Source organism: Acinetobacter sp. G18, assembly GCF_052660225.1.
Genome location: NZ_CP109658.1, coordinates 3,426,855 through 3,452,672 on the forward strand (window position 1 = coordinate 3,426,855; position 25,818 = coordinate 3,452,672).

The following is a 25,818-nucleotide window of genomic DNA, read 5'->3' on the forward strand; positions in this document are numbered from 1 at the left end:
ATTTAAACGGTTTACTTCACCACTTGTTCTCTCATTTCTTTATTTGATACACATCGTTTTTTAACCCAGAAGTCCAGGAAAATGAGCATTCGGTTCCATTTAAAGCTCAAATAAATATTACCCAGAGAGAATATAATCATGTCAAACGAATCAAAATGTCCCTTTTCAGGTCATAACTCAAAACCACAAGTAGCCCTCGGTGGTGGCACGACTAATTTACACTGGTGGCCAAATCAATTACGTGTTGACTTGCTTAACCAACATTCAGAACGCTCTAATCCACTTGGTAAAGATTTTAATTACCGCGAAGAATTTAAAAAAATTGACTACTACGCCCTTAAAGCTGATATCAAAAATGTATTAACCGACTCCCAAGACTGGTGGCCAGCCGATTGGGGAAATTACACAGGCTTATTTATTCGTTTAGCATGGCATGCTGCTGGTACCTATCGCATGGGTGATGGCCGTGGTGGTGCAGGTCGTGGTCAACAACGTTTTGCGCCATTAAATAGTTGGCCTGACAATGCGAGCTTAGATAAAGCACGTCGTTTATTATGGCCAGTTAAGCAGAAATATGGTCAAAAAATATCGTGGGCAGATTTATTTATTCTTGCTGGGAACATTGCACTTGAATCTTCTGGCTTCCGTACCTTTGGTTTTGGTGCAGGTCGTGAAGATGTTTGGGAACCAGATAACGATGTAAACTGGGGCGATGAAAAAGAATGGTTAGCTCACCGTAACTCTGAAGCTTTGGCAGGTAGTAATCTTGCTGCAACCGAAATGGGTCTAATTTATGTGAACCCTGAAGGTCCAGAAGCTAGTGGTGACCCAAGGTCGGCTGCTCCATTTATTCGTGCGACTTTCGGCAACATGGCAATGGATGATGAAGAAATTGTTGCTTTGATTGCAGGCGGGCACACCTTAGGTAAAACGCATGGTGCAGCCCCTGCTGACCATGTTCAGGCTGATCCTGAAGGTGCTCCAATTGAACAAATGGGCTTTGGCTGGTCAAATAGCTTTGGTACAGGTGTTGGTAAAGATGCGATAACTTCAGGTTTAGAAGTGATTTGGTCACAGACTCCAACACAATGGAGCAATTACTTCTTTGAAAACCTATTCAAATATGAATGGGTACAAGAACGCTCACCTGCTGGTGCAATTCAATGGGTAGCAGCAGATGCTGAAGCGATTATTCCTGATCCATTCGATCCGTCAGTTAAACGTAAGCCAACTATGCTGACTACAGATTTGACTTTACGTTTTGACCCTGAGTTTGAAAAGATCTCTCGTCGCTTCCATGACGACCCTCAAGCATTCGCAAATGCATTTGCTCGTGCATGGTTCAAGTTAACTCACCGTGATATGGGGCCAAAAGCACGTTATTTAGGCCCTGAAGTACCTGCTGAAGATTTAATTTGGCAAGACCCATTACCTGCTGCTAGCGCTATACCATCTGCTGCAAGCATTGCTGATGCAAAAGCAAAAATTGCTGCGTTAGGATTATCTGCTGGTGAGTTAGTTTCTCTTGGTTGGGCATCAGCATCAACATTCCGTGGTGGAGACAAACGCGGTGGTGCAAACGGTGCACGCATTGCTTTAGCGCCTCAACGTGGTTGGGAAGTCAATAAAAAAGCTGTTGAGACTTTAACTAAAATTGAAGAGCTCAAAGCATCGACCCAATTGTCATTGGCTGACTTAATTGTGCTTGCAGGTAACGTGGGTGTAGAGCAAGCTGCTCAAGCGGCAGGCTTTAACATTAGCGTTCCATTTGCTCCTGGTCGTGTTGATGCATTACAAAGTCAAACAGATATCGAAACTTTCCAATTGCTACTCGGCGCTGCTGATGGCTTTAGAAACTGGAAGAAAGAAGGTATCAACACACCAGCTGAAATCTTATTGATTGATAAAGCTCAGCAACTGACTTTGACTGCACCAGAGTTAACTGCATTAATTGGTGGTTTACGTGTATTGGGCACCAATTGGGATGGTTCACAACATGGTGTATTCACTCAGCAAGTGGGTGTACTCAACACAGATTTCTTTATAAACTTACTCGACATGTCGAATGTATGGGCACCTGTTGATTCAACAAGTGAAGTATTTGAAGGCAAAGACCGTAAGACAGGTACAGTCAAATTTACTGCGACACGTAATGACTTAGTTTTTGGTTCAAACTCAATTTTACGTGCCTTGTCAGAAGTTTATGCTCAAGCCGATGGTAAAGAAAAATTTGTTCAAGACTTTGTTGCCGCATGGACAAAAGTCATGAATCTTGACCGTTTTGACTTAGCTTAATTTAAGTCAAAATCAAAAAAGCCAGTTCACATTGAACTGGCTTTTTATATGGAAGAATAAGGTTTTAAACCGTTAATTTATGCCCTTCTCGAATGCAATAAAAAGGATTAGCAAGTTTTGAGGAAGCTTTAATAGCGTGAGCTAAAGCATGCTCTGGATCTTCACGATTTTCATCTGTTAACTGAAAGGTTCGATAGTGAATCGCAACAGAACGATGGGCTTGTAAATCTAAATGTGCATGGACTGCGTCTTGAGGATTCATATGAACATAGCTCATTAGTTTACGAGGTTCATAAGCTCCAATTGGAAGTAAAGCAACACGCGGTGCCCCATAACGTGCATGTATCTGTTTGAAGTGCCCTGCATAGCCAGTGTCACCAGCAAAAAAACAATGTCCTGTTTTTGCTAAAACCGAAAAGCCGCCCCAAAGTGCTTTATTTTGGTCACGTAAACCACGCCCCGAACCATGCTGAGCAGGTGTATAAACAAGTCTTAACTCGTGATAAGGAATTTCCTGCCACCAGTCCATTTCAATGACATGGAACTCTTTAGGCAAGTAAAACCCGTTACCTAGCCCTGTATAAATCGGCATTGCGAATTTTTTATGTAGCCATTCAAGCGTTGCCAAGTCCATATGATCATAATGATTATGGCTCAGTAAAACTCCATGAATAGTTGGCAACTGTTCCAAGGCAAAACCTGCTGGACATACACGGCGTGGACCACGACCATGCAGTGGACTCGCATAATCACACCATACTGGGTCAGTAATAAAGTTATATGGTCCAATTTGAATAAGTACAGTCGCGTGACCTACAAACCAAACTTGCCAATCATCTAAGTCCGCATGAGGGCGATTTTGTGGCAACGCAATTGGTGTATTAATGCGCGCTTCGTATTCATGTTGAATATTTACATTCCATGTATAAGATTCACGGGTAACTAACCAGCGTAATAGCTCTTTCGATCCCCGTGCTGGTGACCTAGGCTGCTGATTATAAAAACGAGTATCTTTTTCGTGGCCCAATTCAGGATGGCAAAAAGGCGGCTTTATCCAAGTATGCGTCCAACAGGACTGAGTCGGCAATTGATACGTTAATGTCGGCTTGTCTTTCATGGGCTTATTCTATGGTTGTAGCATCGAGAGGATGAATCATACTGTCTTCTATCTTAGCGATTTAAATAAATTAAGCTATGAAACTTACATTTATTTATCATATAAATATCCCTTTTATTTTCATCGCCACCCACACACATCAATCTAAACTGCCACAAAAGAATGTCTAGATATGTTGATTTTGTGATTCATTAATTATAGTGCTTATTAAAGGCTACTGTATAACATAACAATCCTATATAATAAGCCACCTATAACGAAAGGAGGAATTGTTTTTATCTCAGTTAATCAATTTTTATAAAATTGCTGACTTTTTTGATATGCATAAAATCGGAAAATACAGCAACATACAAGCGATACATTTATTAACAAAATACTATTGATACACAACTATACAAAGATTTCCTTCTATCAAAGCCTCTACAAATAATAGTCTTTTTCATAATATGAGAAAATTACATATTATTTTTCAAGAGTAATTAAAATTTATGACTAGAATTTAAAATAAATTTGATTGTGAAGCTGGATTAATATATTTTATAAATTAATAATTAAAAAATTTTTCATATTAAATTAATAATGATTTATAAATTTTCATTTATTTTATAAATATCTAAAGCATCTTCACGCTATATACTTTTATGCTTTATACTTTACTTAAATCATAGTAAGACATTTTTTGGATTAGTCTTATGGAATTACGCCATCTTCGATATTTCATCACTGTTGCTGAAGAATTAAATTTTAGTAAGGCCGCTCTCAAACTCTATACCGCGCAACCCTCCCTTAGCCAACAAATTAAAGATTTAGAAGAAGATGTCGGAGTACGACTTTTAAATCGCACAAAACGTAAAGTCGAATTAACAGAAGAAGGTGAAGTATTTTTAGAACATGCTCGTTTAACACTAGCCCAAGCTGATAAGGCAGTCGCTTTGGCACGCCAAGTCTCGAAGGCTAAACAACAGCTATTACGCATTGGTTTCGTCCCCATTGCAGAAATGAAAATTTTCCCCTATGTACTGCCAAATCTTCGCTTACAACACCCAGACCTTACGATTGAACTATCAAGCTTAAACAATACGGAGCAACTCAAAGCCTTAAAAAGAGGTGAACTCGATATCACCTTTACTCGTGACAATACTGAAACTGATGAAATTCAAAGCCAATTTGTTTTAACAGAACCTCTAATTTTTCTATTACCAAGAAATCATCCCCTCGCCAAATACGAACGTATCCCCGTAAAAGCGTTAAATGGTATTGATTTCATTATTCCTGCTGCTGAACAATCTAGCACCCTGCACAATACTATTTTAGAGTTTACTAAAACTTATAATATTGACCTCAATATTGTACAAAAGGCAGATAGTATTTTACTTAACATTAATTCTGCTGGATCTGGACTAGGATGCACGATTTTACCAGCCTATATTGCTCCGCTAGGCGTTGCTAACACAGTGGTTCGTCCACTAGATGTTGAATTACCTTCTTTAGATTTATTTGTGAGTTATCGTAAAAATACACAATCTGTTGGTGTTAAAAGATTTATTGATCAGCTCAATAAAGTATTTCATCTTGATAAGAATCAAGATTAAACACCAAAGTTAAATCTACTTTTACTCTTAAATAATAAATTAGTTAGAAAATCTAAATTAAAGTATAAAATAAATGCATTTAATATTTATTTTATACTTTAATGAAGTAATTTAATTTTCGATAAATATATTATCTTTAATTTATAAAATATTATTAATAAGCATAAAGCATATATAAAACTTAATGTTAAATTAACCAAACAGTAAAAAATATTTATTAGAGCATATGGAGTGTCGAGTAAATGGTAGCACTATTAAAGCATTTGGGTCGTAGCGTGCGAAATCGACCTCACTTCTTTATTGCTTTATTTGTGGGAGTTATTGCCGGAACTTTATTGACTTGGTTCACCTCATGGAAATGGTCTACTATTTTATTAGTCAGCTGGAATGGTTCGATTGGCTTATATTTATTGCATGTTTTCAAACTAATGAAAAATGCAGATCACTCTCAAATGCAGCAACAAGCTAAAAAACAAGATGAAAGCAAATGGGTGATTATGCTGATTGTTTTACTGGCAATTTCTATGTGTTTAGTTGCTATTTTAGTACAGTTGTCCCAGCTTCCTTCTGACCATTATGCAAAATTAGGACACGTTGCTTTAGCTTTACTTACGATTGTTTCAGCATGGCTTTTTATGCACACAGTTTTCGCCTTGCATTATGCACATGACTTTTATATGGCTTTATCGAGAAATGAAGAAAGTGGCGGATTAGAGTTCCCAGGCACAAAAAATCCAACTTATCCCGACTTCTTATATTTTAGTTATATTATTGGTACTTCAGCACAAACAGCAGATGTATCGGTCACGACTAGGCATATGCGTTTGCTCAACTTATTTCATTTCGTGCTGGCATTTGGCTTTAACACAACAATTTTAGCAATTTGTATTAACGTGGCTGCTGGTTTTATCAGTAACTAAAACGCTTGGTTTAAAAAAAAGTAAGCCACCGTAAAGGGTGGCTCGAAGTAGTATAAATTTACAGTAACTCGCCCATGCTACTTTGTTTTAAGCCTTCACGTTGCTTAATCGTTTCAACATAACGTGTAATGGTAGGGTGTGATTCAATCGCGTTCATTTTCAATTGCCATAACAGCATTGCGCCAACACTTACATCTGCTGCCGTAAACTGTTCACCACATAAATATGGATTGGCTTCATTTAATCCTTCAACTAAAGCTTGGTAGGCATCGTTGTAATCACCATAACCAACAAACATTTTTTGCTCAGGTGTTACTTCTATTCCTAGAGCTTTATCAACGCCAGCAGCTTCCCAAGGACCTGCCATCATAAACAACCAACGGTAGTACAAACCACGCTTTGGATCATTCAAGGCTGGTGCTAAACCTTTGTCACTAAACTTGTCGGCTAGATATGCACAAATTGCCCCCAACTCATAAATAACCACATCGCCATCTACCAATACAGGTACTTTTCCAAAAGGATTAAGTTTTAAATATTCTGGTGATTTCATCTCAGTCTTGTATTCGACTTCAATACGTTCACATTCAACACCAAGCTCGACTAAAAGCCAGTCGACAACCACACCACGCGATTCTTTGTTAGTATAAAGTTTAAGGCTCATTTTTTATGGCTCCTTGTTTATCGTGATGCTAGTGTACAAGGGTCTTTTGTCAGTTTTTGTCAGTAGTCTTTTGCGATTCTTGCGCCCACCATTGCTGGAACAGTTGTTGTTTAAATGATGGATATAACTCTTGGGTTAAACTTAAGTGTTGAATACGATCCATTCTAAAATGTCGAAAGTCGTGTCGTAGTTCACACCATGCGGCCAACACAATTTTGTCATTAAAATATCCCAAAGCAAAAGGCCACAACGTTCGAACACTACTTCGCTGTTGTTCATCATGATAATGCATCGAAATTTTGACTTGCTGCCGAATAGCTAACCTCACTTGTTCGACTCGATTTTCATCTACAGGCAGCCATGTGTTAAACGCTCTTAGGGTCGTTTGCTGTAATAAATATTGGCGATGCTCAGGCAAAACAGAATTTAATTTAGCTAAGATGGATGTAGATGATGATTGTAAAGACTGGTCAGGCACACTCTTTAACCAATACAGTGCCAAAAAAATAGCTTCAACTTCATCTTCATTGAGTGTCATTGGTGGTAATACAATGTCTTCTTTAAGCTGAAACCCTAAACCTGCCGATGCATCGATTCTCACACCTTGTGCACGTAGACTATCAATATCACGGTAAATACTACGAACACTAATTCCCATACGTTCAGCCAAGACTTGGGCAGTAACTGGATAACGGAATTCACGAAGTTGTTGTAAAAGATTTAATAAACGAATAGAACGGCTCATTTTTCTCGTCTTATTGTTATTGGACATACAATAAGAGGGAATAAATTCCCCCTTCTTATATCATTCTAAATTACGCTACATCTGCATTAGATAACTTTGCGTACTCTTTTAAAAAGTTATGTAGCTCAGGTACATCTTTAGCAATCGTTAAAGGCTGGAACTGTTGTAATACTTCAATCGAATGCACACCATAGCCTACACCAATACGTGGCATCCCTAAACGCTGCGCCATCTCAAGATCATAGCTACTATCACCAATCATGACTGCACGCTCAACACTCACCCCAGTGACTGTTAATATTTCTTGCAACATGAGTGGATCTGGTTTTGATCGAGTTTCATTAGCTGCACGAGTAACATCAAAAAGATGAGTACTTTGTGTTTTTGCAATCACACGGTCTAATCCACGACGGTTTTTACCTGTCGCTACGGCAAGCTTTAAACCTTGGGCTTTTAAATCATGGAGTAGTTCAGAAACACCCTCAAACCATGCATCACTAGTCGAGTTCGCAATATAGTGATCGCCATATGCTTTTAAAATCGATTCATGTAGCTCGGGCGCTTCCGGAAACAAAGTTTGCATCACTTCCGGTAAACCTAAACCGATAATACTTTTTGCAGCTTCATCAGTCAGAGTTAACTCATGCTGCTCTGCCGCATGCTGTAAACTTGCAACAATCTGGCCAACAGAATTATATAAAGTACCATCCCAGTCAAAAATCACTAATTCGGTTTTCAGACTCATTTTGCTACTCTCAAAGCATCTAGTAACTGGGTCATGTCTTCTGGTAAAGGCGCTTCAATCGTCGGATAACCCGGAATATCTAAACGCATCGCATGTAAACACAAACGGCGTGCTTCAGGGCCTGCATAAGCTGTGTTGTGCCCGTATTTATCATCACCAATCAAAGGGTGTCCAATGCTTAAACCATGTACACGAATTTGATGTGTGCGGCCTGATAAAGGTGAAGCATGAACCAACGTGGCATTTTTAAAGCGCTCTGCAACCACCCATTCAGTTTTACTTGGTTTACCTTCTTTAGATACACGTACACGACGCTCGCCATTGGCTAACTCATAGCGGAATAAAGGAGCATCAATGAGTTGCTTATCAAGACTTACCCGACCTTTTACAATAGCTGCATAGGTCTTACGAATTTTGTGTTCACGCAACATATCTTGTAGCAACTTTAAAGTGCTACGTTTTTTACTGATCATGACTAGACCAGAAGTATCACGGTCAATACGGTGAATGAGTTCTAAATATTTTTTGCCTGTCGCCGCACGTAGTGCCTCAATCAAACCATAAGCCACACCACTGCCGCCATGTACAGCAATACCAGATGGTTTATTTACAACTAATAGACCTTCATCTTCGTAAACCACACGGCTTAACAAACTTTGTGCCACACCATCACTTACAGGAACAGCTGTTTCATCTTTTTGTTCATAGCGAATAGGCGCAACACGAATTTGATCTCCAATTGCGAGTTTGGTCTCGGCTTTAATACGTTTTTTATTTACGCGAACCTGACCTTCACGAATCAAACGATAAATTCGACTCTTTGGTACACCCTTTAAACGTGAAAACAGGAAATTATCGATTCGTTGTCCTGCTTGATGCTCATCCACCTCAAACCAAGTGACACTTTGCCATTGCTGTGTAGAATTCATACTAATATTTAAACCTGAAATTTTACGAAATTTGATTAATAAATGACCGATTAGCTTAGTTTTTTCACAAGAAATCTAAGCTTAGCCCATAGGCAGATGCTGCAAGGTTTGATATAGTCAGCGCACGGATACCGCCGTAAGTGAACATCTAATGGGAATTTTCCCTGATTGAAACCTCAATCAAAATGATGCTTTCATCACCAGCTCGGATTGGTCCTAAAGAATTATGCCGACGCCGAAGGCTTATTATATCGGCAAAATGACAAACTGTTGCGTTTAATTCAGTTTGTTCAAAAAAATATGTTACCAACTCTAGTTGGTTATGGAACGTAAACTGATACACATCAGACAAATCGATCCTTAATGTTGCCTTCAGGCTAAAGCGTTGATGCATTGGAACTGCCGAAAGCACCGATACGATGAGCATTCCGTATCAAACTTCCAATAAAGAAGTCACTTCGCGGCCAATGACAGTGAAAGTCATTAACCAATGCACCGCTCACCCGCCAGTGAAGCAAAAAGGAATTCCGATTTAAAGGTTGAAGCAGTATTGCCTACATCACAGACGAGAATCGAAGCTAAGGCTAAATGTAGCCGGTAACAGATGACTCAGACCACAAGTATTTTGAGATCTGGGAAATGATCCGTCATGTTCGATGTTCGTTCAGAACCTTTAAGTTTGTTTGGTTTGTTTGTGTGAGTCACTATTAGGTGTCACACCCATGAAACGTATGTTGATTAATGCAACTCACGCCGAAGAAGTTCGCGTTGCACTTATCACTGGTAATCGTCTTTACGATTTTGATTTAGAGAATCGTACCCGAGAACAGAAAAAATCCAATATCTATAAAGGCCATGTCACCCGCGTAGAACCTTCATTAGAAGCTGTTTTTGTTGAATACGGCGCAGGTCGTCAAGGCTTCTTGTCTATGCGTGAAATTGCGAATAGCTATTTCCAGGCAGATCCTCGTCAGACTTCAAACATTCGTGAACTTATTACTGAAGGCACAGAGCTTTTAGTTCAGGTTGAAAAAGAAGAACGTGGCAATAAAGGTGCAGCGCTTTCTACTTTTATTTCTCTAGCAGGTCGCTATTTAGTTCTTATGCCAAATAACCCTAAAGGTGGCGGTATCAGCCGTCAAATTTCGGGTTCAGTACGCGAAGAGTTAAAAGAAATTTTAGCCTCTTTAAATGTACCTCGCGGCATGAGCGTGATTGTACGTACTGCTGGTATTGGCCGTACTCAAGAAGAATTACAGCTTGATTTACAGCACTTACTTGACCTTTGGGCACAAATTCAAAGTACAGCAAGCTCGGGCCCTTCTCCAATGCTTGTTCACCAAGAAGCTGGTGTTGTAACACGCGCAATTCGTGATTACTTACGTGATGACGTTGCTGAAATCTTAATTGATAGCGAACAAGCTTATAACGAAGCTTATAACTTTGTTAAAGCAGTCATGCCTCGTCAATTAGACAAATTAAAAACTTATACTTTAAATGAGCCATTGTTTGCTCATTTTGGTATTGAAAGCCAAATTCAAACTGCTTACGAGCGTGAAGTAAAACTTCCATCTGGCGGTTCAATCGTGATTGACCAGACTGAAGCTTTAGTTTCAATCGACATTAACTCTGCGAAATCAACTCGCGGGCATGATGTTGAAGAAACTGCGCTAAATACCAACCTTGAAGCAGCAGAAGAAATTGCTCGTCAACTTCGTCTTCGTGACATTGGCGGTTTAGTTGTCATCGACTTCATCGATATGACTAAAGAACGCAACCAACGTATGGTTGAAGCAAAACTTCGTGAAGCAACCCAAAGCGATCGTGCCCGTATCCAGTTCGGTCAGTTGTCTCGTTTTGGCTTAATGGAAATGAGCCGTCAACGCTTACGTCCATCGCTTGAAGAAGCAACAGGTTATGTATGCCCTCGCTGTCATGGTACAGGCATGGTTCGTGACCTACGTTCGCTTTCTCTTTCAATCATGCGTAAAGTTGAAGAGATTGCTCTTCGTGAACGTCATGGTGAAGTTCAGGTTGAAGTTCCAGTTGAAATTGCAGCCTTCTTGCTTAACGAAAAACGCCATAGTCTGGTGTATTTAGAGCAAACTTCTGGTGTACGCGTCACTGTATTACCTCACCCGCACTTAGAAACTCCGCATTATGAAATTGCTTATAACCCAGACGGTTTTGCTCCATCTAGTTATGAACGTACTGAAGCAACTCGCTCAAGCGAAAAAGAGCTGGGTTATGAGTCTTCTGAATGGCATTTAGAAGAAGCAGATCACGGGCATGCACATGCAACAGCTCAAACTTCAAATAATGCTCCAGCTCAGAAAAAAGCAAACCAAGCAAGTCAACCTGTAGCACAGCAAGCTGTAGCTCAAAAAGCGGCAAGTCCTTGTGCATGGTTAGAAAACTTATTTGTTCAAAAACAAGCGCAAACTGTTGATCAATCTCGTTCAGCACAAAATGCCGCAGCTGCGATTGAGCAAATGGTAAATACTGGTGCTGTTAGCCGTGGTCAGTTTGGTCAAGTGGCTGTACCTCCTGTTGCAGAAGTTGCGCCAGTTCAGTCAAATAATGCTTATATTTCACAGTCACCTGTGAAACAAGAAGTTCGTGAACATGTTGAAAAAGATGATAGATCTCAACAACAACGTCAGAACAACAAAAAGCGTAAACATAAAGAGCAACGTGAACAGCATCACCAAGCTCATGAACAACAACATCAAGTTCATGAAGAAGTGGTTCAGTTGTCACGCCAAGAGCAACGTGAATTAAAACGTCAGCAAAAGCGTCAACAACACCAAGATCAGCAACATCAAAATAATGATGTACAACAAACTGAGAATGTTGTTCCACGCCGTGATCGTAATAATCAACAACGTCCAAACCGTCCAAATCGCCATCGCGATCCAAGCGTATTAAATGAAAATCAAAATACGCCAGCGGCACCAGTAGTTGTTGATGAAAAACAAGTTAAAGTGGATGTAATTGACGCACCTAAACATGATGTCATGAACACAGCTTTAATCATCAACGTTGACCAAGGTCAAAGCGAAATTGTTGCGCTAACGCCTGAACAAAAGGTTGAACATGTTGAAGCGGCTCCTGTTGAAGTTGCTCAAGAGCCAACTCCTGCACCAGTTGTAGAAGAGAAAGCTGTTGTTGCAGAAACAAAAGAAGCGCAACCAACTAAAGAAGCTACTCAGCCTCAAATCCAACGTGCTAGCAACGATCCTCGTATGCGTCGTCGTCAGCAACGTGAAGCTAAACAAGCTAAAGCAGCTACTCCAACTGTTACGCCATCGCAAATTCCAACTTTGGCACAATACACAATTGGTAGCTTAATTCGTCACGTATATGGCGAAGACTGCACTGTGTTAATTGAACAATTTGGTTTAGTACCAACGTTTAATCGTGCATTGCAGAAGTTTGCTGAACAGTACGCAAGTACTTTGGTGGTTGAAGTAACTTCAGAAACAGAAGAGAAAAAACCGGTAACTCGTGATGCAGAACTTCCAAGCCATAAACCAGCTGAAGAAGCAGAACCAGCACCAGTGCTTCCGCTTACTCCATCGCAAGCGCCGACTCCACGTGTTGCAAATGATCCACGTGAACGTCGCCGTTTAGCAAAATTGGCTGCTGAGCAAGCATTTGAGCAAGTGAAACAACAACACTCTACTCAAGAGGAAGTAGCTACCCCTGCTCCTGTAGTAGAAGAAACTGTTGTTGCTCCTGTTGCTGAAACACAAGCGCCTGTTGAATCAAAGCAACAACCGCTTGAGCTTGATCAAGTAACTGAGGTGGCATCTAGCGTAGAAGAAGCGCCAGTTGAAGCTGTAGTAGAAGCTCCAATTGCGAAACAGCCAAAAGCAGCGACAAAAGCTAAAGCAGCTCAAGAACAAGCTGCTGAGTCAACTGAAGCTCCGACAGAGAGTGAATCAGAAGATTCTAAAGCTGATAAGGACAAACCAAGCCGTCCTCGTCGCCCTCGTGGCCGTCCACCCAAAAAAGCTAATCCTGTAGCTGAGTAAGCCATTTGCTCAATTGCAGCTAATTTAAACAAACCTAGTCATTTCGATGACTAGGTTTTTTTTGTTATTTTTAACCAATTAGGTTGATTGCACTAGAAGAAAAGTTTTAAAAGCATGGTGAACCATGAAAACTATTGGACTTTTTGCCCACACAACCTTTTTTGGATTGATCGAAAAATAAATAGGATTGATATGAGCCAGACAACACAGACCGATATCATTACTCTTGGTGATGTTGCCACAAGACTTCCTAGCTTCATTCCCAAAGTACCCCATATCCTAAATGGTCTTAAACAGGCTTATTTAAGAACATCACATACTCCAACAGGTTTGGGTATTGCTTTTGAAAAAGCTGTTAAACGGAATCCGAAAGGCACGGCATTATTATTTGAAGATCAAAGTTATTCTTATGAAGCTTTAAATGAATGGGCAAACCAGATTTCTCATTACTATCTTTCTATTGGAGCGCGTAAAGGGGACGTCATTGCTGTAATGATTGAAAACCGCTCCGAGCTAATCGCAACAATTGTTGGTTTGGCTAAAATTGGTGTCACGATTGCACTTGTGAATACATCTCAAGTCGGTAAGGTTCTTGCGCATAGCATCAATCTCGTAAAGCCAATTGCTGTTATTGCGGGTGAAGAAGTTCGAGCAGCTATTGATGAAATTCGCCAAGATTTAAATGTTCCTAAAGACCGTTTTCATTGGTTTGCAGATCAAGCAACACGTCAAAATGCAGGTAAAGCACCTCAAGGTTATGCGAATCTAGCTGAACAAATTGATCAATTTCCAAAATTTAACCCATCGACTACTCGTTCTGTGACGGGTAATGATGGCCTATTCTATATCTACACCTCTGGTACAACAGGTTTACCAAAGGCAGTTATTTTCAAGCATAGTCGCTGGACATTAGCGTATGGCACTTATGGCCATATCTTAAACTTAGGCCCAGATGACGTTATGTACGTTACCTTACCACTTTATCATGCAACAGGTGTGGTGGTTTGCTGGTGTGGCGTAATCGCAGGCAGTTCTACTCTTGCTATTCGACGTAAATATTCGACTAGCGCATTCTGGAAAGACGTTCAAAAATTTAATGCGTCTGCAATTGGTTATGTTGGTGAACTTTGCCGTTACCTAATGGATGCTCCAGTTACCGAACTTGACCGTAACCACCGTGTCACCAAAATGATCGGTAACGGCATGCGCCCAAACATTTGGGACAAGTTCAAACAACGTTTCGGCGTTAAAGAAGTTCTTGAGCTTTATGCATCGAGCGAAGGTAACGTTGGGTTTAGCAATATTTTCAACTTTGACAATACGGTTGGCTTCTCTCCTACACCATATGCCATTGTTCAGTTCGATAAAGAGAAAAATGAGCCTATCCGCGACAAAAACGGCTGGTGTCAAAAAGTTAAAGCAGGTGAGGTTGGCCTGCTAGTTGGAAAAATTACTAGCCGCTCTCCATTTGACGGTTATACAGACCCTGAAAAGAACAAATCTGTAATTTGGAAAGATGTTTTCAAAAAAGGCGACTCTTATTTCAACACAGGTGATTTAGTTCGAGATATTGGTTTCCGTCATGCTCAGTTTGTGGACCGTCTAGGCGACACTTTCCGCTGGAAAGGTGAAAACGTATCCACCACTGAAGTGGAAAACATGGTATGCGAATACGAAAAAATTGCTGAAGCTGTCGTTTATGGTGTAGAAATTCCAAATACCAATGGTCGTGCTGGTATGGCAGCCATCACGCTGGCAGATGGTGAAGAGTTAAATGACGCAGATTTAACCGAAATGGTGTCTGTCTTTAAGAAGTGCTTGCCTGCTTATGCCGTACCGGTGTTTTTACGTGTACAAAAAAAGGTCGAAACAACAGGTACTTTTAAATATCAGAAGAATAAACTGAAAGAAGATGCGTTTAATCCGAGCAAAACTTCTGAGCGTTTACTCGCTTTATTGCCTGGTGCAAACAGTTACTGTGACATCACAACTGAAATTTTTGACAACATTCAGGCATATAAATACCGTTTTTAGTTCATTTTTTAGCTAAACAAGAGGAAATCGTGCTTTTTATAGGCAATCATGCAAATGTTTTTAAATTTCCTCTTGTGTTAGTTGAATAACTTGCTAAAATACGCGACATCAAAACGATACGGGTCGTTAGCTCAGTTGGTAGAGCAGCGGACTTTTAATCCGTTGGTCCCGCGTTCGAGTCGCGGACGACCCACCACTTATCTGTTTTGAACCTATTTGGGTCGTTAGCTCAGTTGGTAGAGCAGCGGACTTTTAATCCGTTGGTCCCGCGTTCGAGTCGCGGACGACCCACCAAATTCTAAAAAGCCTCTCACAATTTGAGAGGCTTTTTTTATTGTTATCTTATTTTCTTTTTATGACTAAAAGATGACGATGCATTTGCGATTTAAAACCTCTCCCACCCAATTCATAAAAACTTCTAATCGTTTTGGAATATAGCTTCTGTTGGGATATAAAATGTTAAGTGGAAGTGATGGTGCACTATAAGCACTAAGCACCTCAACCAACACTCCCTGCTCAATCTTATCTTGAACATCATAGTATGGAAGTTGAATAATCCCCAAACCCGCATTAGCTGCCGCAATATAAGCTTCAGTATTATTTACACTTAAAGCGCTATCCATCATCACTGTTCCATCTTGATGTAAAAATACGCCCTGTTTTTCTCCTACAGCTCCCGCGTAGTTAATCAGTTTGTGCTGTGATAGATCTTCTAATTGTTCAGGCGTACCGTACTGTTCTAAGTAATGGGGGCTTGCACAGTTCACCATGACCAAATGACCAATCAATCTTGCAATTAAACTGCTGCTATCTAACTCACCTACCCGAACAACACAGTCAATCCCCTTTTCAATTAAGTCAGTCATGTCATCAGAACTATTGAGCTGCAAATGAATATCTGGATAACGATGATAAAAATCTGACAGCTCAGGAATAATCACTTGATGCACGATACGACTGGGCATTGAAATTTTTAATGTGCCGCGATAATGCTGTTTTTGCGTCTGAATGAGTTGTTCTAATTGTTCATAGTCAAATAACAAGTTTTGACACTCTGGCAATATTCGCTGTCCATCTTGCGTCAGGCTTACTTTACGGGTGGTGCGGTGAAATAAACGTACGGCATAATGAGTTTCAAGTTGTTGAATGGCGCTGGTTACCGTTGAGCGAGGTAGATTGAGTCGATGTGCCACTTCACTAAAGCTTTGCCGTTTAGCGACTTCTGTAAAAATAAAAAATTGCTGCAACCGATCCATTTTAATTGTTCGTATTTTCTGAATAGTTAAACCAAACTAGCATAATTGATCAAAAATTACCGCCAATCTAGACTAAAAACACATTAGAACAAGTCATCATAGGAATAACCATCATGGCAACTCATACACTTAAAGATAAAGTTGTACTGATTACTGGCGGTGCAAAAAACTTAGGTGGACTCATTAGCCGTAAATTTGCAGAACAAGGCGCAAAAATCGCAATTCACTACAATAGTTCAGAAACACAAGCGGATGCAGAGCAAACACTCGCAGATGTAAAAGCATACGGTGTAGATGCTGTTTTAATTCAGGCAGATCTAACTCATATCGATAACATCGAAAAACTTTTTGTAGATACCAAACAGCATTTTGGTGGAATTGATATTGCCATTAATACAGTTGGAAAGGTTTTAAAGAAATCATTTTTAGAAACCACAGAACAAGAGTTTGATAGCATGAGCGATATCAACTCAAAAATTGCCTATTTCTTTATTCAATCGGCAGGTCGTCATTTAAATGACGGCGGAAAAATCTGTTCAATCGTGACTTCTCTTCTGGCAGCCTACACGGGTCTCTATTCAACCTACGAAGGTTTAAAAGCACCTGTTGAGCATTACACTCGCGCTGCATCGAAAGAATTTGGAGATCGCCAAATTTCTGTGACTGCTGTTGCACCCGGCCCCATGGATACACCTTTCTTTTATGGTCAGGAGTCTGCCGAAGCAGTCGCTTACCATAAATCGGCTTCAGCTCTAGGTGGACTTACTAAAATTGAAGATATCGAACCTTTAGTTCGCTTCTTAGTCACCCACGGCTGGTGGATTACAGGCCAAACCATTTTCGCAAATGGCGGTTATACCACCCGCTAAAATTAAAAAAGCCGCATCTCATTGTGCGGCTTTTCTTTAGGACTATTGGATTATAAAAACTCTTCTAGTACCGAATTTAAGAAAATATGTCCTTGCTCTGTACAAGCCAAACGAGCACTATCCTCTACCAGAAGTTTCCTTCCCCGTAATGAAGTAAGCACATCATTTAAATCATCTAAACTGAAACCAGTACGCTGTTCGTATAAGTCAGCGTTTACCCCATCATTTAAGCGTAAGGCATTCATCATAAACTCAAAAGGTAGCTCATCTGCCTCAATCTTTTTCATTTGCAAATGTTCGGCTGGAACCTTTGCCAAGTAATCTTTCGGTAAACGGGTCTTTTGGAAACGGTACACACCATCTGGCTGTGTTACTTTGCCATGCGCACCTGCACCAATCGCAAGATAATCACCAAACTCCCAATAATTCAAATTATGGGCTGAAGGTTGTTCTTTACGCCAAGCCGACACTTCATAGTTTACAAAGCCATTTGCTTTTAAATATGCTTCGCCTTGCTCTTGAATATCTTCTAATACCTCATCTTGAGGTAAAACAGGCTGGGTTCGGAAAAATACGGTATTTGGCTCAATGGTAAGTTGATACCAACTGATATGTGTCGCACCATGCTCTACAGCCATCTTTAAGTCATAAAGTGCTTGTTCTAACGTTTGCTCAGGCAGACCATGCATTAAATCGACATTAACTCGCTTAAAGCCTGCTTGTCGTGCCTGCTCTATTGCATCCATAGCATTGTTTGCTGAATGAATACGCCCAAGCTTTTGCAAGTGATCTGTATTAAAAGTCTGTACACCAATCGACAAACGGTTAATACCCGCTTCTAAATAGCCTGCAAACGGGTCATGTTCCAATGTTCCTGGATTAGCTTCTAAGGTAACTTCACAGTCATCTTCAAAGTTAAGTAATGACTTAAGCTGCTCAAATAGCCATGCATAGCCTTTGGCAGAAATAAGTGAAGGCGTTCCCCCCCCAATAAATACACTGTGAATTGAACGTCCTTGGGCCATCTCAACTTGAGTTTCGAAGTCGGCTACCAACGCTTTTAGATAAGTTTGCTCGAGTTCTGCCGAAAGCGCACCATCAGGCACGGCATGCGAGTTAAAGTCGCAATAAGGACATTTACGCACGCACCAAGGCATGTGGATATATAAAGATAACGGAACAGAAGCAGGATTTAATACAGCCAAGGAACAAGGTCCAATTTACACAATATTTCTATTTTAACATGACTGCATCAATGGGCTTATGAAAACATACCTTAATTGCTTTAGACTGTTTTTAAACATACTTAAATATTGATAAAAATGATGAAATTCTCTAGTCAACTTTTCCTGATCTTACCCTTAGCTATGGGAATCGGTGTTGCCATGGCTTTTCAAACTGCAATTAATGCTCAGCTTCGTGAGCAACTACACTCACCTTTGCAAGCGGCATTATTATCATTTTTCATAGGTACTATTGTTTTAGCCATTATGGTGTTCTTCCAAAGTGCCGAAAAACCCACTTTAAGTGAAATATCTAATATTCCATGGCTTCTTTGGACCGGGGGATTCCTTGGGGTTTATGCAATCAGCATGAGCATTTATACTGCACCTAAGCTTGGTTTTTTAACCTTTACAGGGCTAGTCGTTTTTGGACAATTGGTTATTTCTATGTTGCTTGACCATTTTGGATGGTTAGGTACAGACAAAACTCCTGTTACATGGCAACGGTTCCTAGGTGGAGTGGTGATCTTTGTTGGTGTGTTACTCACCCTACAGCGCTAGTTTCATTTTTATATTTATAAAGAGTATCTTTTGTGTCGAATGTCACGTCGTTTCGGACTGAATTAAAACAACTCTTCCATTTAATGCTACCTATTTTAATTACGCAGTTTGCTCAAGCAGGGTTCGGATTAATTGACACCATTATGGCAGGGCATTTATCTGCAGCCGACTTAGCTGCTATTGCAGTAGGTGTAGGTCTATGGATTCCTATTATGCTCCTTTTTAGCGGGATCATGATTGCCACTACACCGCTAGTTGCAGAGGCAAAAGGCGCTAGAAATACAGAACAAATTCCTGTCATTGTCCGTCAGTCATTATGGGTTGCCATTATTTTAGGTGTAATGGCTATGCTCATTTTGCAGCTTATGCCTTTTTTCTTACACGTGTTTGGTGTTCCAGAAAGCTTACGACCTAAAGCAAGCTTATTCTTACATACCATTGGGTTAGGTATGCCAGCCGTCACCATGTACGCAGCGCTACGTGGCTATTCAGAAGCTTTAGGCCACCCACGCCCTGTAACAGCGATTAGCTTATTGGCCTTAGTGGTTTTAATCCCTCTAAACATGATTTTCATGCATGGCTTAGGGCCAATTCCTGCTTTAGGTAGCGCAGGCTGTGGCTTTGCAACATCCATTTTACAATGGCTCATGCTGATTACTTTAGCTGGCTATATTTATAAAGCTTCAGCTTATAGAAATACGTCTATTTTTAGCAGATTTGATAAAATTAACCTGACTTGGGTTAAAAGAATCTTACAGCTTGGTCTGCCAATTGGTTTAGCGGTGTTCTTTGAAGTAAGTATTTTTAGTACAGGGGCATTGGTGCTTAGTCCACTGGGTGAAGTATTTATTGCCGCGCATCAAGTGGCAATTTCTGTTACTTCGGTGCTGTTTATGATTCCGCTTTCACTTGCGATTGCCTTAACCATTCGCGTGGGAACGTATTATGGCGAAAAGAACTGGGCTTCCATGTACCAAGTGCAAAAAATTGGTTTGAGCACAGCAGTATTTTTTGCTCTATTGACCATGTCATTTATTGCTCTAGGCCGTGAACAAATTGTCTCGGTTTATACTCAAGATATAAATGTTGTGCCTGTTGCGATGTATTTACTCTGGTTTGCAATGGGTTATCAGTTAATGGATGCTCTACAGGTCAGTGCTGCTGGCTGTTTAAGGGGTATGCAAGACACCCAAGCGCCGATGTGGATCACCTTAATGGCGTATTGGGTAATTGCTTTTCCAATCGGGCTTTATTTGGCACGTTATACCCATTGGGGCGTAGCTGGCGTATGGCTAGGTTTAATTATTGGCTTAAGCATTGCCTGTGTTTTACTGCTCTCGCGGCTTTATTTAAACACCAAACGATTAAGTCAAACCTAATAAAAAAGCCGATGAAACATCGGCTTTTTTATTTTATGCAGACTTTGCCCGCGGACTTGCTCCAATTTGCCACACAAATGGTAAATCGGTACGGTTTACCTCCCAATCTCCAATCACTTTTTCTTTATAAATAAGCGGATTATGTGAAGATACAGTCCGTGCATTACGCCAGAAACGGTCAAGTTGTTTCGCTTGGCTACTTGCCGATGCCCCTAAGGCATTAAATAACTGACTGGTTAAATCAAGCACTAAATTAGAAATTACCACCTGCCCTTGTGCCGACTCAAGCTCGGCATCTACATTAAACTGATGCTCTTTCACTTCAGACTCGGCAAAATGACTTTCATAAGCCTTTTGCAAGGCCTCGGCCGTTTTTAAGGTGATTGCCTGACTTGCATACGCTTGAGCTGAGGCCTTACCCACTACTTGTAAAACTTGTGGGTCGTGACGAACCAAGTCACCATTACCATGACTAAAAATACGTTTACGTTCACGAATTTCCTGACTGAACGTCTCGACTGCGGCACGCGCAATACCTGTTAATGTTGCAAGATGCACCACCTGATAAAAAGCGGTTTGATACTTAAAACGTTGGTCAAATGGAATAAGGTGTGAAGCTGGCAAATGGACCTGATGTACTTTTAAAGTACCACTGCCTGTTGTCTTTTGACCAAAACCATCCCAGTCATCCAGCACGCTTACACCTGTTTCATGACGGTAAATAGCAGCAATCACATGACGGTCGTTCACTTCATCGTAGGCAAATAAATCAATCCAATCTGCAAAAATACTGCCAGTTGAATAGTACTTTTCACCATTTACGACCAAGTTACCCGAAGCGTCTTTTGTGACACGTGTAACGACATCACCAATCTGTACATTTCCAACTTCTGTCCAGGCATTTCCGACTAAATCGCCTTGTACAAAGCGCTGAAACCAAACCTCCTGTGAATGCTCTTTATGAGCAACCAAACGGTCTTCAACAAATGCAAAATGACCACGTAAAGCTTGCACAATATTGGAGTCAGCTTCTGCTAACTCTGCTAAAAGCTGGAAAAGTTGAGATAATGAAACCCCATCTCCACCATATTTACGGGGTACTCGTACAGCACCCAACTTAGCTTCTTTTAGCCACTGAATCGGTTCAAAAGGTAAGATTCGCTCTTTTTCCCGTTGAATTGCCCCTTGTGCAATTTTTTCAAAAACTGGACGAAATCTATTTGCTACCTTTTCATAATCAGCGCCTACCGATAGCTCTTCTAATTCAATTTGAGCTGTTGTCATCGTTATTCTCCTAATCTTATTTTTTCTTCACTTTAGCTCCATGCATGACGCGGTGGATGGATGCCATTGAGGTAATAATTACCGACAATGTGATATTTCCAACGCACAGGGTCATGTAAGGTATGGGTACGGGCATTGCGCCAGTGACGGTCAAGGTTGAGTTCAGATAAAGTAGAACGCGTACCCGACAACTCAAAAAGTTTATTGGCTGCCAAAATAGCAATTTCTGTAGTGAGTACTTTTGCCTCGGCAACCAATAATGTGGCTTGGTTTACATGTTCTTCGGTGGTTTCAGCAATGGCTTGATCAATTGCATCTCCAGCCAAGTCCAGTACCGCTTCTGCTGCACGCAATTTAATTTTTAAATCACCAATGTTTGCAATCGTGTAAGGATCATCACTGGCTTTTTCCAGACCTGAATCAACCCATGCACGGCTGTGATTTTTGACGTATTGAATCGTTTCTTCAATTGCACCACGCGCAATACCAGCATCAACCGCAGCCTGAATAAACTGAGAAATAGCGCCTGCTGGTGTTGGACGTTCAAATGCTTGGTAAATCGGAACAAGATATTCTTCACGTACTGGAACCTGATTTAGTTCTACCGTGCCACTAGCCGTAGTACGTTGTCCAAAACCAGACCAGTCATTAATAATATTAACCCCAGATGTTTCCCGTGGAACAAGCGCGGCATAAGGTTGCCCCTGTTCATTTACAGCAACAATTGGAATCCAATGTGCGAGCAAAGCACCCGTTGCAAAGAATTTTTTGCCATTAATTTCATAGCCCTGTTCGGTCTTTTCAAGTTTAGTTGTGAGGTCCGCGACTGTCTTACTGTGTTTTTCGGAAAATGCGTTGCCAAAACGAATTCCTCTTAACACCAAGTTAAAAAAGAATTGTTGCTGTTCAGGTTTCGCATCTAGTCTTAAATGCTCAATAAAAACCAAATGGTTTTGTGGCAACTGAGCAAGAGATGGATCAACACTCGCAATTATTTTGATCACTTCCGCTAAAGTTCGATACTTAACTTGCGCGCCACCAAACTGCTTCGGCACAGTAATAGCCCAAAGACCGCTTTGTGAGAACTGTTGAATTTCATTTAAGGGTAAACGGCGTTCTCTGTCCCGCTCAGATGCTTCTTGAGCAAACTCTTGAGCAAGTTGCTTGGCAACCTCAATTGCCTCTTCATCAGAACGGATAATTTGTGCGTCTTTGGTCTGTTCAAATACAGATAAAGGAACCGCTTGAGAGCGACCATAGGATGAGTTTAGACTGGTCATAACTTTTATTGTCTCTATTTCTTATTTAACATGCCATTCACCTTAGCACTAAAAAAACAGTGACTTTATAGATATTAAAGCTTTGTTTATGAAATGAATTTTAAAAAGCTTTTCACATTTTTTACTTTAAAAATAACATATTGTTTTTCGAAAATATTCTTACACGCGCTAAACAATTTCATATAGGCTTTTTAAGTTTTGTCACCTATGATCAAAACTAGACAATATTATGTTGTAGTCAACGAGGTATCGAAGATATGGCAAAGAATGCAAGTTCACCTGGCAAACGATTTATGAAACTTGCAGGAATGACCGCGAGCATTGCAACAAAAACCGTTTCTAACTCGATTCGAAACCTGACTGCGGATGAAGAACAGAAACTGGCTGCAAAAACTAAATTGTTTCAAGATATCGGTCTACAGATTGCAGACACCTTAGGCGAAATGAAAGGTGCTGTCATGAAAGTTGGGCAAATTGCATCGCAGTATAAAGATATCTTCCCACCAGAAGTTGCTAAAGCAATATCAAAACTACAACGCCAAGCTCCAGCCATGCCTTTTGCAGCAATTCAACAACAAGTTGAACGTGAGCTTGGAAAACCGCTCAACGTTGCCTTTAAATCTTTTGATGAACAGCCTTTTGCTGCTGCCTCGATTGGACAAGTTCACAAAGCAGTTTTGCCAAATGGTGAACAAGTTGTGGTTAAGGTTCAATATCCCGGTGTTGATGAAGCCTGCGAAAGTGACTTAAAACAAGTACGTTTAGCACTACGCTTAATGGGTGTACTTAAGATTGATAAAAAACTGCAAGATCAGCTTTTTGCAGAGATTCAAGATAGTCTATCAGCAGAGCTTAACTATGAAATCGAAGCTCAAAATCTTGAAGTCTTTAAAACTTTTCATAGCAAGTTAGATGACAAAATCATCATACCGACTGTTTATAAAGATTACTCTTCAAGACGTATTTTGACCTTAAGCCTTGAACAAGGTGACAGCATTGAAACTGCTAGTTCTTGGCCTATCGAAATTCGAAATACAATTGGCCGACGTTTAATCCGCGCTTTAGGTCAGGAAATGTTCTTTTTAAAACGTTTTCACTGTGACCCACATCCGGGTAACTTTGCCTTCCGCCAAGATGGCAGTGTCATTATTTATGACTATGGCAGTGTTAAAACACTTTCCAATGAAATTGTTTATAGTTTCAAACGACTGGTGAATGCAGCTCGTCATGAAGATATTGATCTTATTGAAACTGAGTTACTTGCCCTGCACTCTTTGACCGAGAAAGGTAAATTCCCGAGCGATCTTTATAAACTCTGGATTGAAGTGTTATTGCGTCCACTTACCACAACCTATGACTTTGCAGAGAACTCATCACATCATGATGGCATGTTACTTGTGAAGAAGTCTTTAAAATATTGGGATGTCTTTAAGCCTTCACCAGATACATTAATGGTCAATAGAACCATTTCAGGACACTACTGGAACCTCATTCACTTAAAAGTACATGACAACCTGAATGATTTATTTGAAGAACTTGTTCCACCTTCTAACTAATTCAATGATCTGATTAATGTAGCCTTTTCAGGGTTACATTGACTTATTAAATGTTATGTTATAACATTTCTTTAATCAAAAATAATTTAGGACTATCTCTCATGCGTAAAGATATTCATCCTGCTTATCAACAAGTGTTATTTCATGACACCAATGCAGACGTCTACTTCTTAATCGGTAGTACTCTTCAGTCTAAACAAACCAAAGAATATCAAGGAAAAGTCTATCCTTATGTAACCCTTGATATTTCAAGTGCTTCGCATCCTTTCTATACAGGTGAAGTACGTCAAGCAAGTAATGAAGGTCGTGTTGCAAGCTTTAACAAACGCTTCGGTCGCTTCAGTCGTAAGAGTTAATCTTGCGTTAAGTTTTGACCAATACACTAAAATCATTGGAAGCCTAAGACTATCTCCTCCACTTAGGCTTCTTTTTTTATGTGGATTTTTTCTATACTTTTTTCAGTTGTGTATAAACTAAAACTTATCCACAATTTGTCTAAAAACGCTTCTAATTATTTTCAACAACCCATCATTTTTTTTATAGCTCCCAAGCTTTCAAAGCGTGTATTCGATGCTATGCTTAAGCCCCATTTGATAGGAAGTTTAAGATTATGGCACAAGAGTTACTTGCCCAATTACAAGCAGGCACAGCAAAATTTTCAGACGTTTTAGCTCATATTGAAGCACGTTATCAACATACTCCAACAGCTTTTCAAAATGGCGCACAGCATAACGCTGCGACTGAAAATCAAGGCAGTGCAAAAGTTTTCTCTTTTGCCAAGTTACAAGGTTTAGACCAAGCACAAACTTTAAGTTTATTTGCAGAGCACTATGCATCTGTATTGGCTACACCAGAAGGAACTGATCATCAAAATATTCGTCAGTTTATGCAAAATGGTTGGGATGGTGTGAAGTTTGAAGGTCAGGCTTTAACTGAAAAGTAATTAAGTATTTGTGAATACACGACGGAGTCTTACCGTTTATTCTCAAATGAAAGTAGCTAATTCTGTTACTTTGGTTTTGCCCAAAGTAACCAAAGGCATTTGTCATCAACAGAACCTGTTTCCCGTTTGCACTTATCCAATATTTTGCAAAAACAATATATAGCTGATTTCAGTCAGGCTGTTGATGACTTTAACGCGTATCAAATCCCAAATTTTAATTCGTCATTTACTATCGTGACAAGCGGCATGGATGCCGCTGTTTTGCTGTGCTACATGGATGTAGCATCAGCGAAACAAAAGATTTTTGCTTACTTTTGATCTCTCAAAAGTAAGGTATGCCTATACAAATGGTCTTGGAGAATATCTTAAAACGGAGGCAGTGCAGTATG

General features: G+C 40.2%; 20 protein-coding genes, 2 tRNA genes and 1 pseudogene. 13 read left to right on the forward strand and 10 right to left on the reverse strand.

The window, feature by feature from the left end:
- Positions 1 to 138 precede the first annotated feature (138 nt).
- Positions 139 to 2,295, forward strand: coding sequence for a catalase/peroxidase HPI (gene katG / locus NE363_RS16210; RefSeq protein ID WP_191000767.1), 2,157 nt, complete (start codon positions 139 to 141; stop codon positions 2,293 to 2,295).
- A 64-nt stretch (positions 2,296 to 2,359) separates the two neighbouring features.
- Here the strand turns inward: katG and NE363_RS16215 are convergent, their stop codons facing one another.
- Positions 2,360 to 3,412, reverse strand: a complete 1,053-nt coding sequence (locus tag NE363_RS16215; RefSeq protein ID WP_191000768.1) for an MBL fold metallo-hydrolase — start codon at positions 3,410 to 3,412, stop codon at positions 2,360 to 2,362.
- 692 nt (positions 3,413 to 4,104) lie between these two features.
- Here NE363_RS16215 and hcaR point away from each other — a divergent pair.
- Positions 4,105 to 5,004 carry a DNA-binding transcriptional regulator HcaR gene (gene hcaR / locus NE363_RS16220; protein ID WP_019458017.1) on the forward strand — a complete coding sequence of 300 codons (900 nt, stop codon included), beginning with the start codon at positions 4,105 to 4,107 and terminating at the stop codon, positions 5,002 to 5,004.
- A 242-nt stretch (positions 5,005 to 5,246) separates the two neighbouring features.
- Entirely contained in the window at positions 5,247 to 5,924 is a 678-nt protein-coding gene (locus NE363_RS16225; protein WP_004698937.1) for a DUF1345 domain-containing protein, read from the forward strand.
- A gap of 58 nt (positions 5,925 to 5,982) precedes the next feature.
- Here NE363_RS16225 and NE363_RS16230 read toward each other — a convergent pair whose 3' ends face one another.
- The 4 genes from NE363_RS16230 to NE363_RS16245 all read right to left on the reverse strand — a co-directional run bounded on the left by NE363_RS16230 (position 5,983) and on the right by NE363_RS16245 (position 9,007).
- A complete protein-coding gene (locus NE363_RS16230) occupies positions 5,983 to 6,588 on the reverse strand; it encodes a glutathione S-transferase family protein (protein WP_107972849.1) in 606 nt (201 codons plus the stop codon).
- A 49-nt stretch (positions 6,589 to 6,637) separates the two neighbouring features.
- Positions 6,638 to 7,333 carry a helix-turn-helix transcriptional regulator gene (locus NE363_RS16235; protein ID WP_086495917.1) on the reverse strand — a complete coding sequence of 232 codons (696 nt, stop codon included), beginning with the start codon at positions 7,331 to 7,333 and terminating at the stop codon, positions 6,638 to 6,640.
- Between the two features lie 70 nt (positions 7,334 to 7,403).
- Positions 7,404 to 8,078: an HAD-IA family hydrolase gene (locus NE363_RS16240; RefSeq protein ID WP_174738958.1), complete on the reverse strand. Its 675-nt coding sequence runs from the start codon at positions 8,076 to 8,078 to the stop codon at positions 7,404 to 7,406.
- The gene (locus tag NE363_RS16245) at positions 8,075 to 9,007 is read right to left on the reverse strand and encodes an RluA family pseudouridine synthase (RefSeq protein ID WP_445535461.1); all 933 of its coding nucleotides are present in this window, start codon (positions 9,005 to 9,007) and stop codon (positions 8,075 to 8,077) included. The genes NE363_RS16240 and NE363_RS16245 overlap by 4 nt, the downstream gene beginning before the upstream one ends.
- Before the next feature lie 722 nt (positions 9,008 to 9,729).
- Here NE363_RS16245 and NE363_RS16250 point away from each other — a divergent pair.
- The 4 genes from NE363_RS16250 (at position 9,730) to NE363_RS16265 (ending at position 15,372) form a co-directional block, all read left to right on the forward strand.
- Positions 9,730 to 13,044: an Rne/Rng family ribonuclease gene (locus NE363_RS16250; RefSeq protein ID WP_445535462.1), complete on the forward strand. Its 3,315-nt coding sequence runs from the start codon at positions 9,730 to 9,732 to the stop codon at positions 13,042 to 13,044.
- Positions 13,045 to 13,236: 192 nt separating this feature from the next.
- Entirely contained in the window at positions 13,237 to 15,078 is a 1,842-nt protein-coding gene (locus tag NE363_RS16255; RefSeq protein ID WP_019458010.1) for a long-chain-acyl-CoA synthetase, read from the forward strand.
- A gap of 120 nt (positions 15,079 to 15,198) precedes the next feature.
- Positions 15,199 to 15,274: transfer RNA gene (locus NE363_RS16260), tRNA-Lys, on the forward strand.
- 22 nt (positions 15,275 to 15,296) lie between these two features.
- A tRNA-Lys gene (locus tag NE363_RS16265) sits at positions 15,297 to 15,372 on the forward strand.
- A gap of 65 nt (positions 15,373 to 15,437) precedes the next feature.
- Here the strand turns inward: NE363_RS16265 and NE363_RS16270 are convergent.
- The gene (locus tag NE363_RS16270; RefSeq protein WP_445535463.1) at positions 15,438 to 16,334 is read right to left on the reverse strand and encodes a LysR family transcriptional regulator; all 897 of its coding nucleotides are present in this window, start codon (positions 16,332 to 16,334) and stop codon (positions 15,438 to 15,440) included.
- Between the two features lie 113 nt (positions 16,335 to 16,447).
- On the opposite strand from NE363_RS16270, the gene NE363_RS16275 reads away from it, so the two are divergent.
- Positions 16,448 to 17,203: an SDR family oxidoreductase gene (locus NE363_RS16275; protein WP_445535464.1), complete on the forward strand. Its 756-nt coding sequence runs from the start codon at positions 16,448 to 16,450 to the stop codon at positions 17,201 to 17,203.
- 50 nt (positions 17,204 to 17,253) lie between these two features.
- Here the strand turns inward: NE363_RS16275 and hemW are convergent, their stop codons facing one another.
- Positions 17,254 to 18,408: a radical SAM family heme chaperone HemW gene (hemW, locus tag NE363_RS16280; protein WP_445535465.1), complete on the reverse strand. Its 1,155-nt coding sequence runs from the start codon at positions 18,406 to 18,408 to the stop codon at positions 17,254 to 17,256.
- A 117-nt stretch (positions 18,409 to 18,525) separates the two neighbouring features.
- On the opposite strand from hemW, the gene NE363_RS16285 reads away from it, so the two are divergent.
- Together NE363_RS16285 and abeM are read left to right on the forward strand one after the other, a co-directional pair.
- Positions 18,526 to 18,987, forward strand: coding sequence for a DMT family transporter (locus NE363_RS16285; RefSeq protein ID WP_004698953.1), 462 nt, complete (start codon positions 18,526 to 18,528; stop codon positions 18,985 to 18,987).
- Between the two features lie 32 nt (positions 18,988 to 19,019).
- On the forward strand, positions 19,020 to 20,366 hold the full coding sequence (abeM, locus tag NE363_RS16290; protein ID WP_445535466.1) for a multidrug efflux MATE transporter AbeM: 1,347 nt from the start codon (positions 19,020 to 19,022) through the stop codon (positions 20,364 to 20,366).
- A gap of 33 nt (positions 20,367 to 20,399) precedes the next feature.
- Here the strand turns inward: abeM and NE363_RS16295 are convergent, their stop codons facing one another.
- Together NE363_RS16295 and NE363_RS16300 are read right to left on the reverse strand one after the other, a co-directional pair.
- Positions 20,400 to 21,650: an acyl-CoA dehydrogenase family protein gene (locus tag NE363_RS16295; RefSeq protein WP_445535467.1), complete on the reverse strand. Its 1,251-nt coding sequence runs from the start codon at positions 21,648 to 21,650 to the stop codon at positions 20,400 to 20,402.
- Positions 21,651 to 21,682: 32 nt separating this feature from the next.
- Entirely contained in the window at positions 21,683 to 22,930 is a 1,248-nt protein-coding gene (locus NE363_RS16300; protein WP_445535468.1) for an SfnB family sulfur acquisition oxidoreductase, read from the reverse strand.
- Between the two features lie 257 nt (positions 22,931 to 23,187).
- On the opposite strand from NE363_RS16300, the gene NE363_RS16305 reads away from it, so the two are divergent.
- The 3 genes from NE363_RS16305 to NE363_RS16315 all read left to right on the forward strand — a co-directional run bounded on the left by NE363_RS16305 (position 23,188) and on the right by NE363_RS16315 (position 25,429).
- Positions 23,188 to 24,486 carry an ABC1 kinase family protein gene (locus NE363_RS16305; protein WP_209045799.1) on the forward strand — a complete coding sequence of 433 codons (1,299 nt, stop codon included), beginning with the start codon at positions 23,188 to 23,190 and terminating at the stop codon, positions 24,484 to 24,486.
- 101 nt (positions 24,487 to 24,587) lie between these two features.
- Positions 24,588 to 24,842, forward strand: a complete 255-nt coding sequence (locus tag NE363_RS16310; RefSeq protein WP_077162817.1) for a type B 50S ribosomal protein L31 — start codon at positions 24,588 to 24,590, stop codon at positions 24,840 to 24,842.
- Between the two features lie 254 nt (positions 24,843 to 25,096).
- Positions 25,097 to 25,429: a HopJ type III effector protein gene (locus NE363_RS16315; protein WP_002114866.1), complete on the forward strand. Its 333-nt coding sequence runs from the start codon at positions 25,097 to 25,099 to the stop codon at positions 25,427 to 25,429.
- A gap of 132 nt (positions 25,430 to 25,561) precedes the next feature.
- On the opposite strand, the pseudogene NE363_RS16320 reads toward NE363_RS16315, so the two are convergent.
- Positions 25,562 to 25,677: pseudogene (locus tag NE363_RS16320) on the reverse strand (hypothetical protein).
- Between the last annotated feature and the right edge of the window lie 141 nt (positions 25,678 to 25,818).

What these genes read in the sequence shown, in the direction of transcription:
- NE363_RS16270 (WP_445535463.1), bottom strand. Translation starts at nt 16,334, where the DNA reads ATGGATCGGTTGCAGCAATTTTTTATTTTTACAGAAGTCGCTAAACGG.
- NE363_RS16310 (WP_077162817.1), top strand. Translation starts at nt 24,588, where the DNA reads ATGCGTAAAGATATTCATCCTGCTTATCAACAAGTGTTATTTCATGAC.
- NE363_RS16305 (WP_209045799.1), top strand. Translation starts at nt 23,188, where the DNA reads ATGGCAAAGAATGCAAGTTCACCTGGCAAACGATTTATGAAACTTGCA.
- NE363_RS16235 (WP_086495917.1), bottom strand. Translation starts at nt 7,333, where the DNA reads ATGAGCCGTTCTATTCGTTTATTAAATCTTTTACAACAACTTCGTGAA.
- NE363_RS16240 (WP_174738958.1), bottom strand. Translation starts at nt 8,078, where the DNA reads ATGAGTCTGAAAACCGAATTAGTGATTTTTGACTGGGATGGTACTTTA.
- NE363_RS16230 (WP_107972849.1), bottom strand. Translation starts at nt 6,588, where the DNA reads ATGAGCCTTAAACTTTATACTAACAAAGAATCGCGTGGTGTGGTTGTC.
- NE363_RS16225 (WP_004698937.1), top strand. Translation starts at nt 5,247, where the DNA reads ATGGTAGCACTATTAAAGCATTTGGGTCGTAGCGTGCGAAATCGACCT.
- NE363_RS16285 (WP_004698953.1), top strand. Translation starts at nt 18,526, where the DNA reads ATGATGAAATTCTCTAGTCAACTTTTCCTGATCTTACCCTTAGCTATG.
- NE363_RS16300 (WP_445535468.1), bottom strand. Translation starts at nt 22,930, where the DNA reads ATGACCAGTCTAAACTCATCCTATGGTCGCTCTCAAGCGGTTCCTTTA.
- NE363_RS16250 (WP_445535462.1), top strand. Translation starts at nt 9,730, where the DNA reads ATGAAACGTATGTTGATTAATGCAACTCACGCCGAAGAAGTTCGCGTT.
- NE363_RS16245 (WP_445535461.1), bottom strand. Translation starts at nt 9,007, where the DNA reads ATGAATTCTACACAGCAATGGCAAAGTGTCACTTGGTTTGAGGTGGAT.
- NE363_RS16275 (WP_445535464.1), top strand. Translation starts at nt 16,448, where the DNA reads ATGGCAACTCATACACTTAAAGATAAAGTTGTACTGATTACTGGCGGT.
- NE363_RS16315 (WP_002114866.1), top strand. Translation starts at nt 25,097, where the DNA reads ATGGCACAAGAGTTACTTGCCCAATTACAAGCAGGCACAGCAAAATTT.
- NE363_RS16255 (WP_019458010.1), top strand. Translation starts at nt 13,237, where the DNA reads ATGAGCCAGACAACACAGACCGATATCATTACTCTTGGTGATGTTGCC.
- NE363_RS16295 (WP_445535467.1), bottom strand. Translation starts at nt 21,650, where the DNA reads ATGACAACAGCTCAAATTGAATTAGAAGAGCTATCGGTAGGCGCTGAT.
- hcaR (WP_019458017.1), top strand. Translation starts at nt 4,105, where the DNA reads ATGGAATTACGCCATCTTCGATATTTCATCACTGTTGCTGAAGAATTA.
- katG (WP_191000767.1), top strand. Translation starts at nt 139, where the DNA reads ATGTCAAACGAATCAAAATGTCCCTTTTCAGGTCATAACTCAAAACCA.
- NE363_RS16215 (WP_191000768.1), bottom strand. Translation starts at nt 3,412, where the DNA reads ATGAAAGACAAGCCGACATTAACGTATCAATTGCCGACTCAGTCCTGT.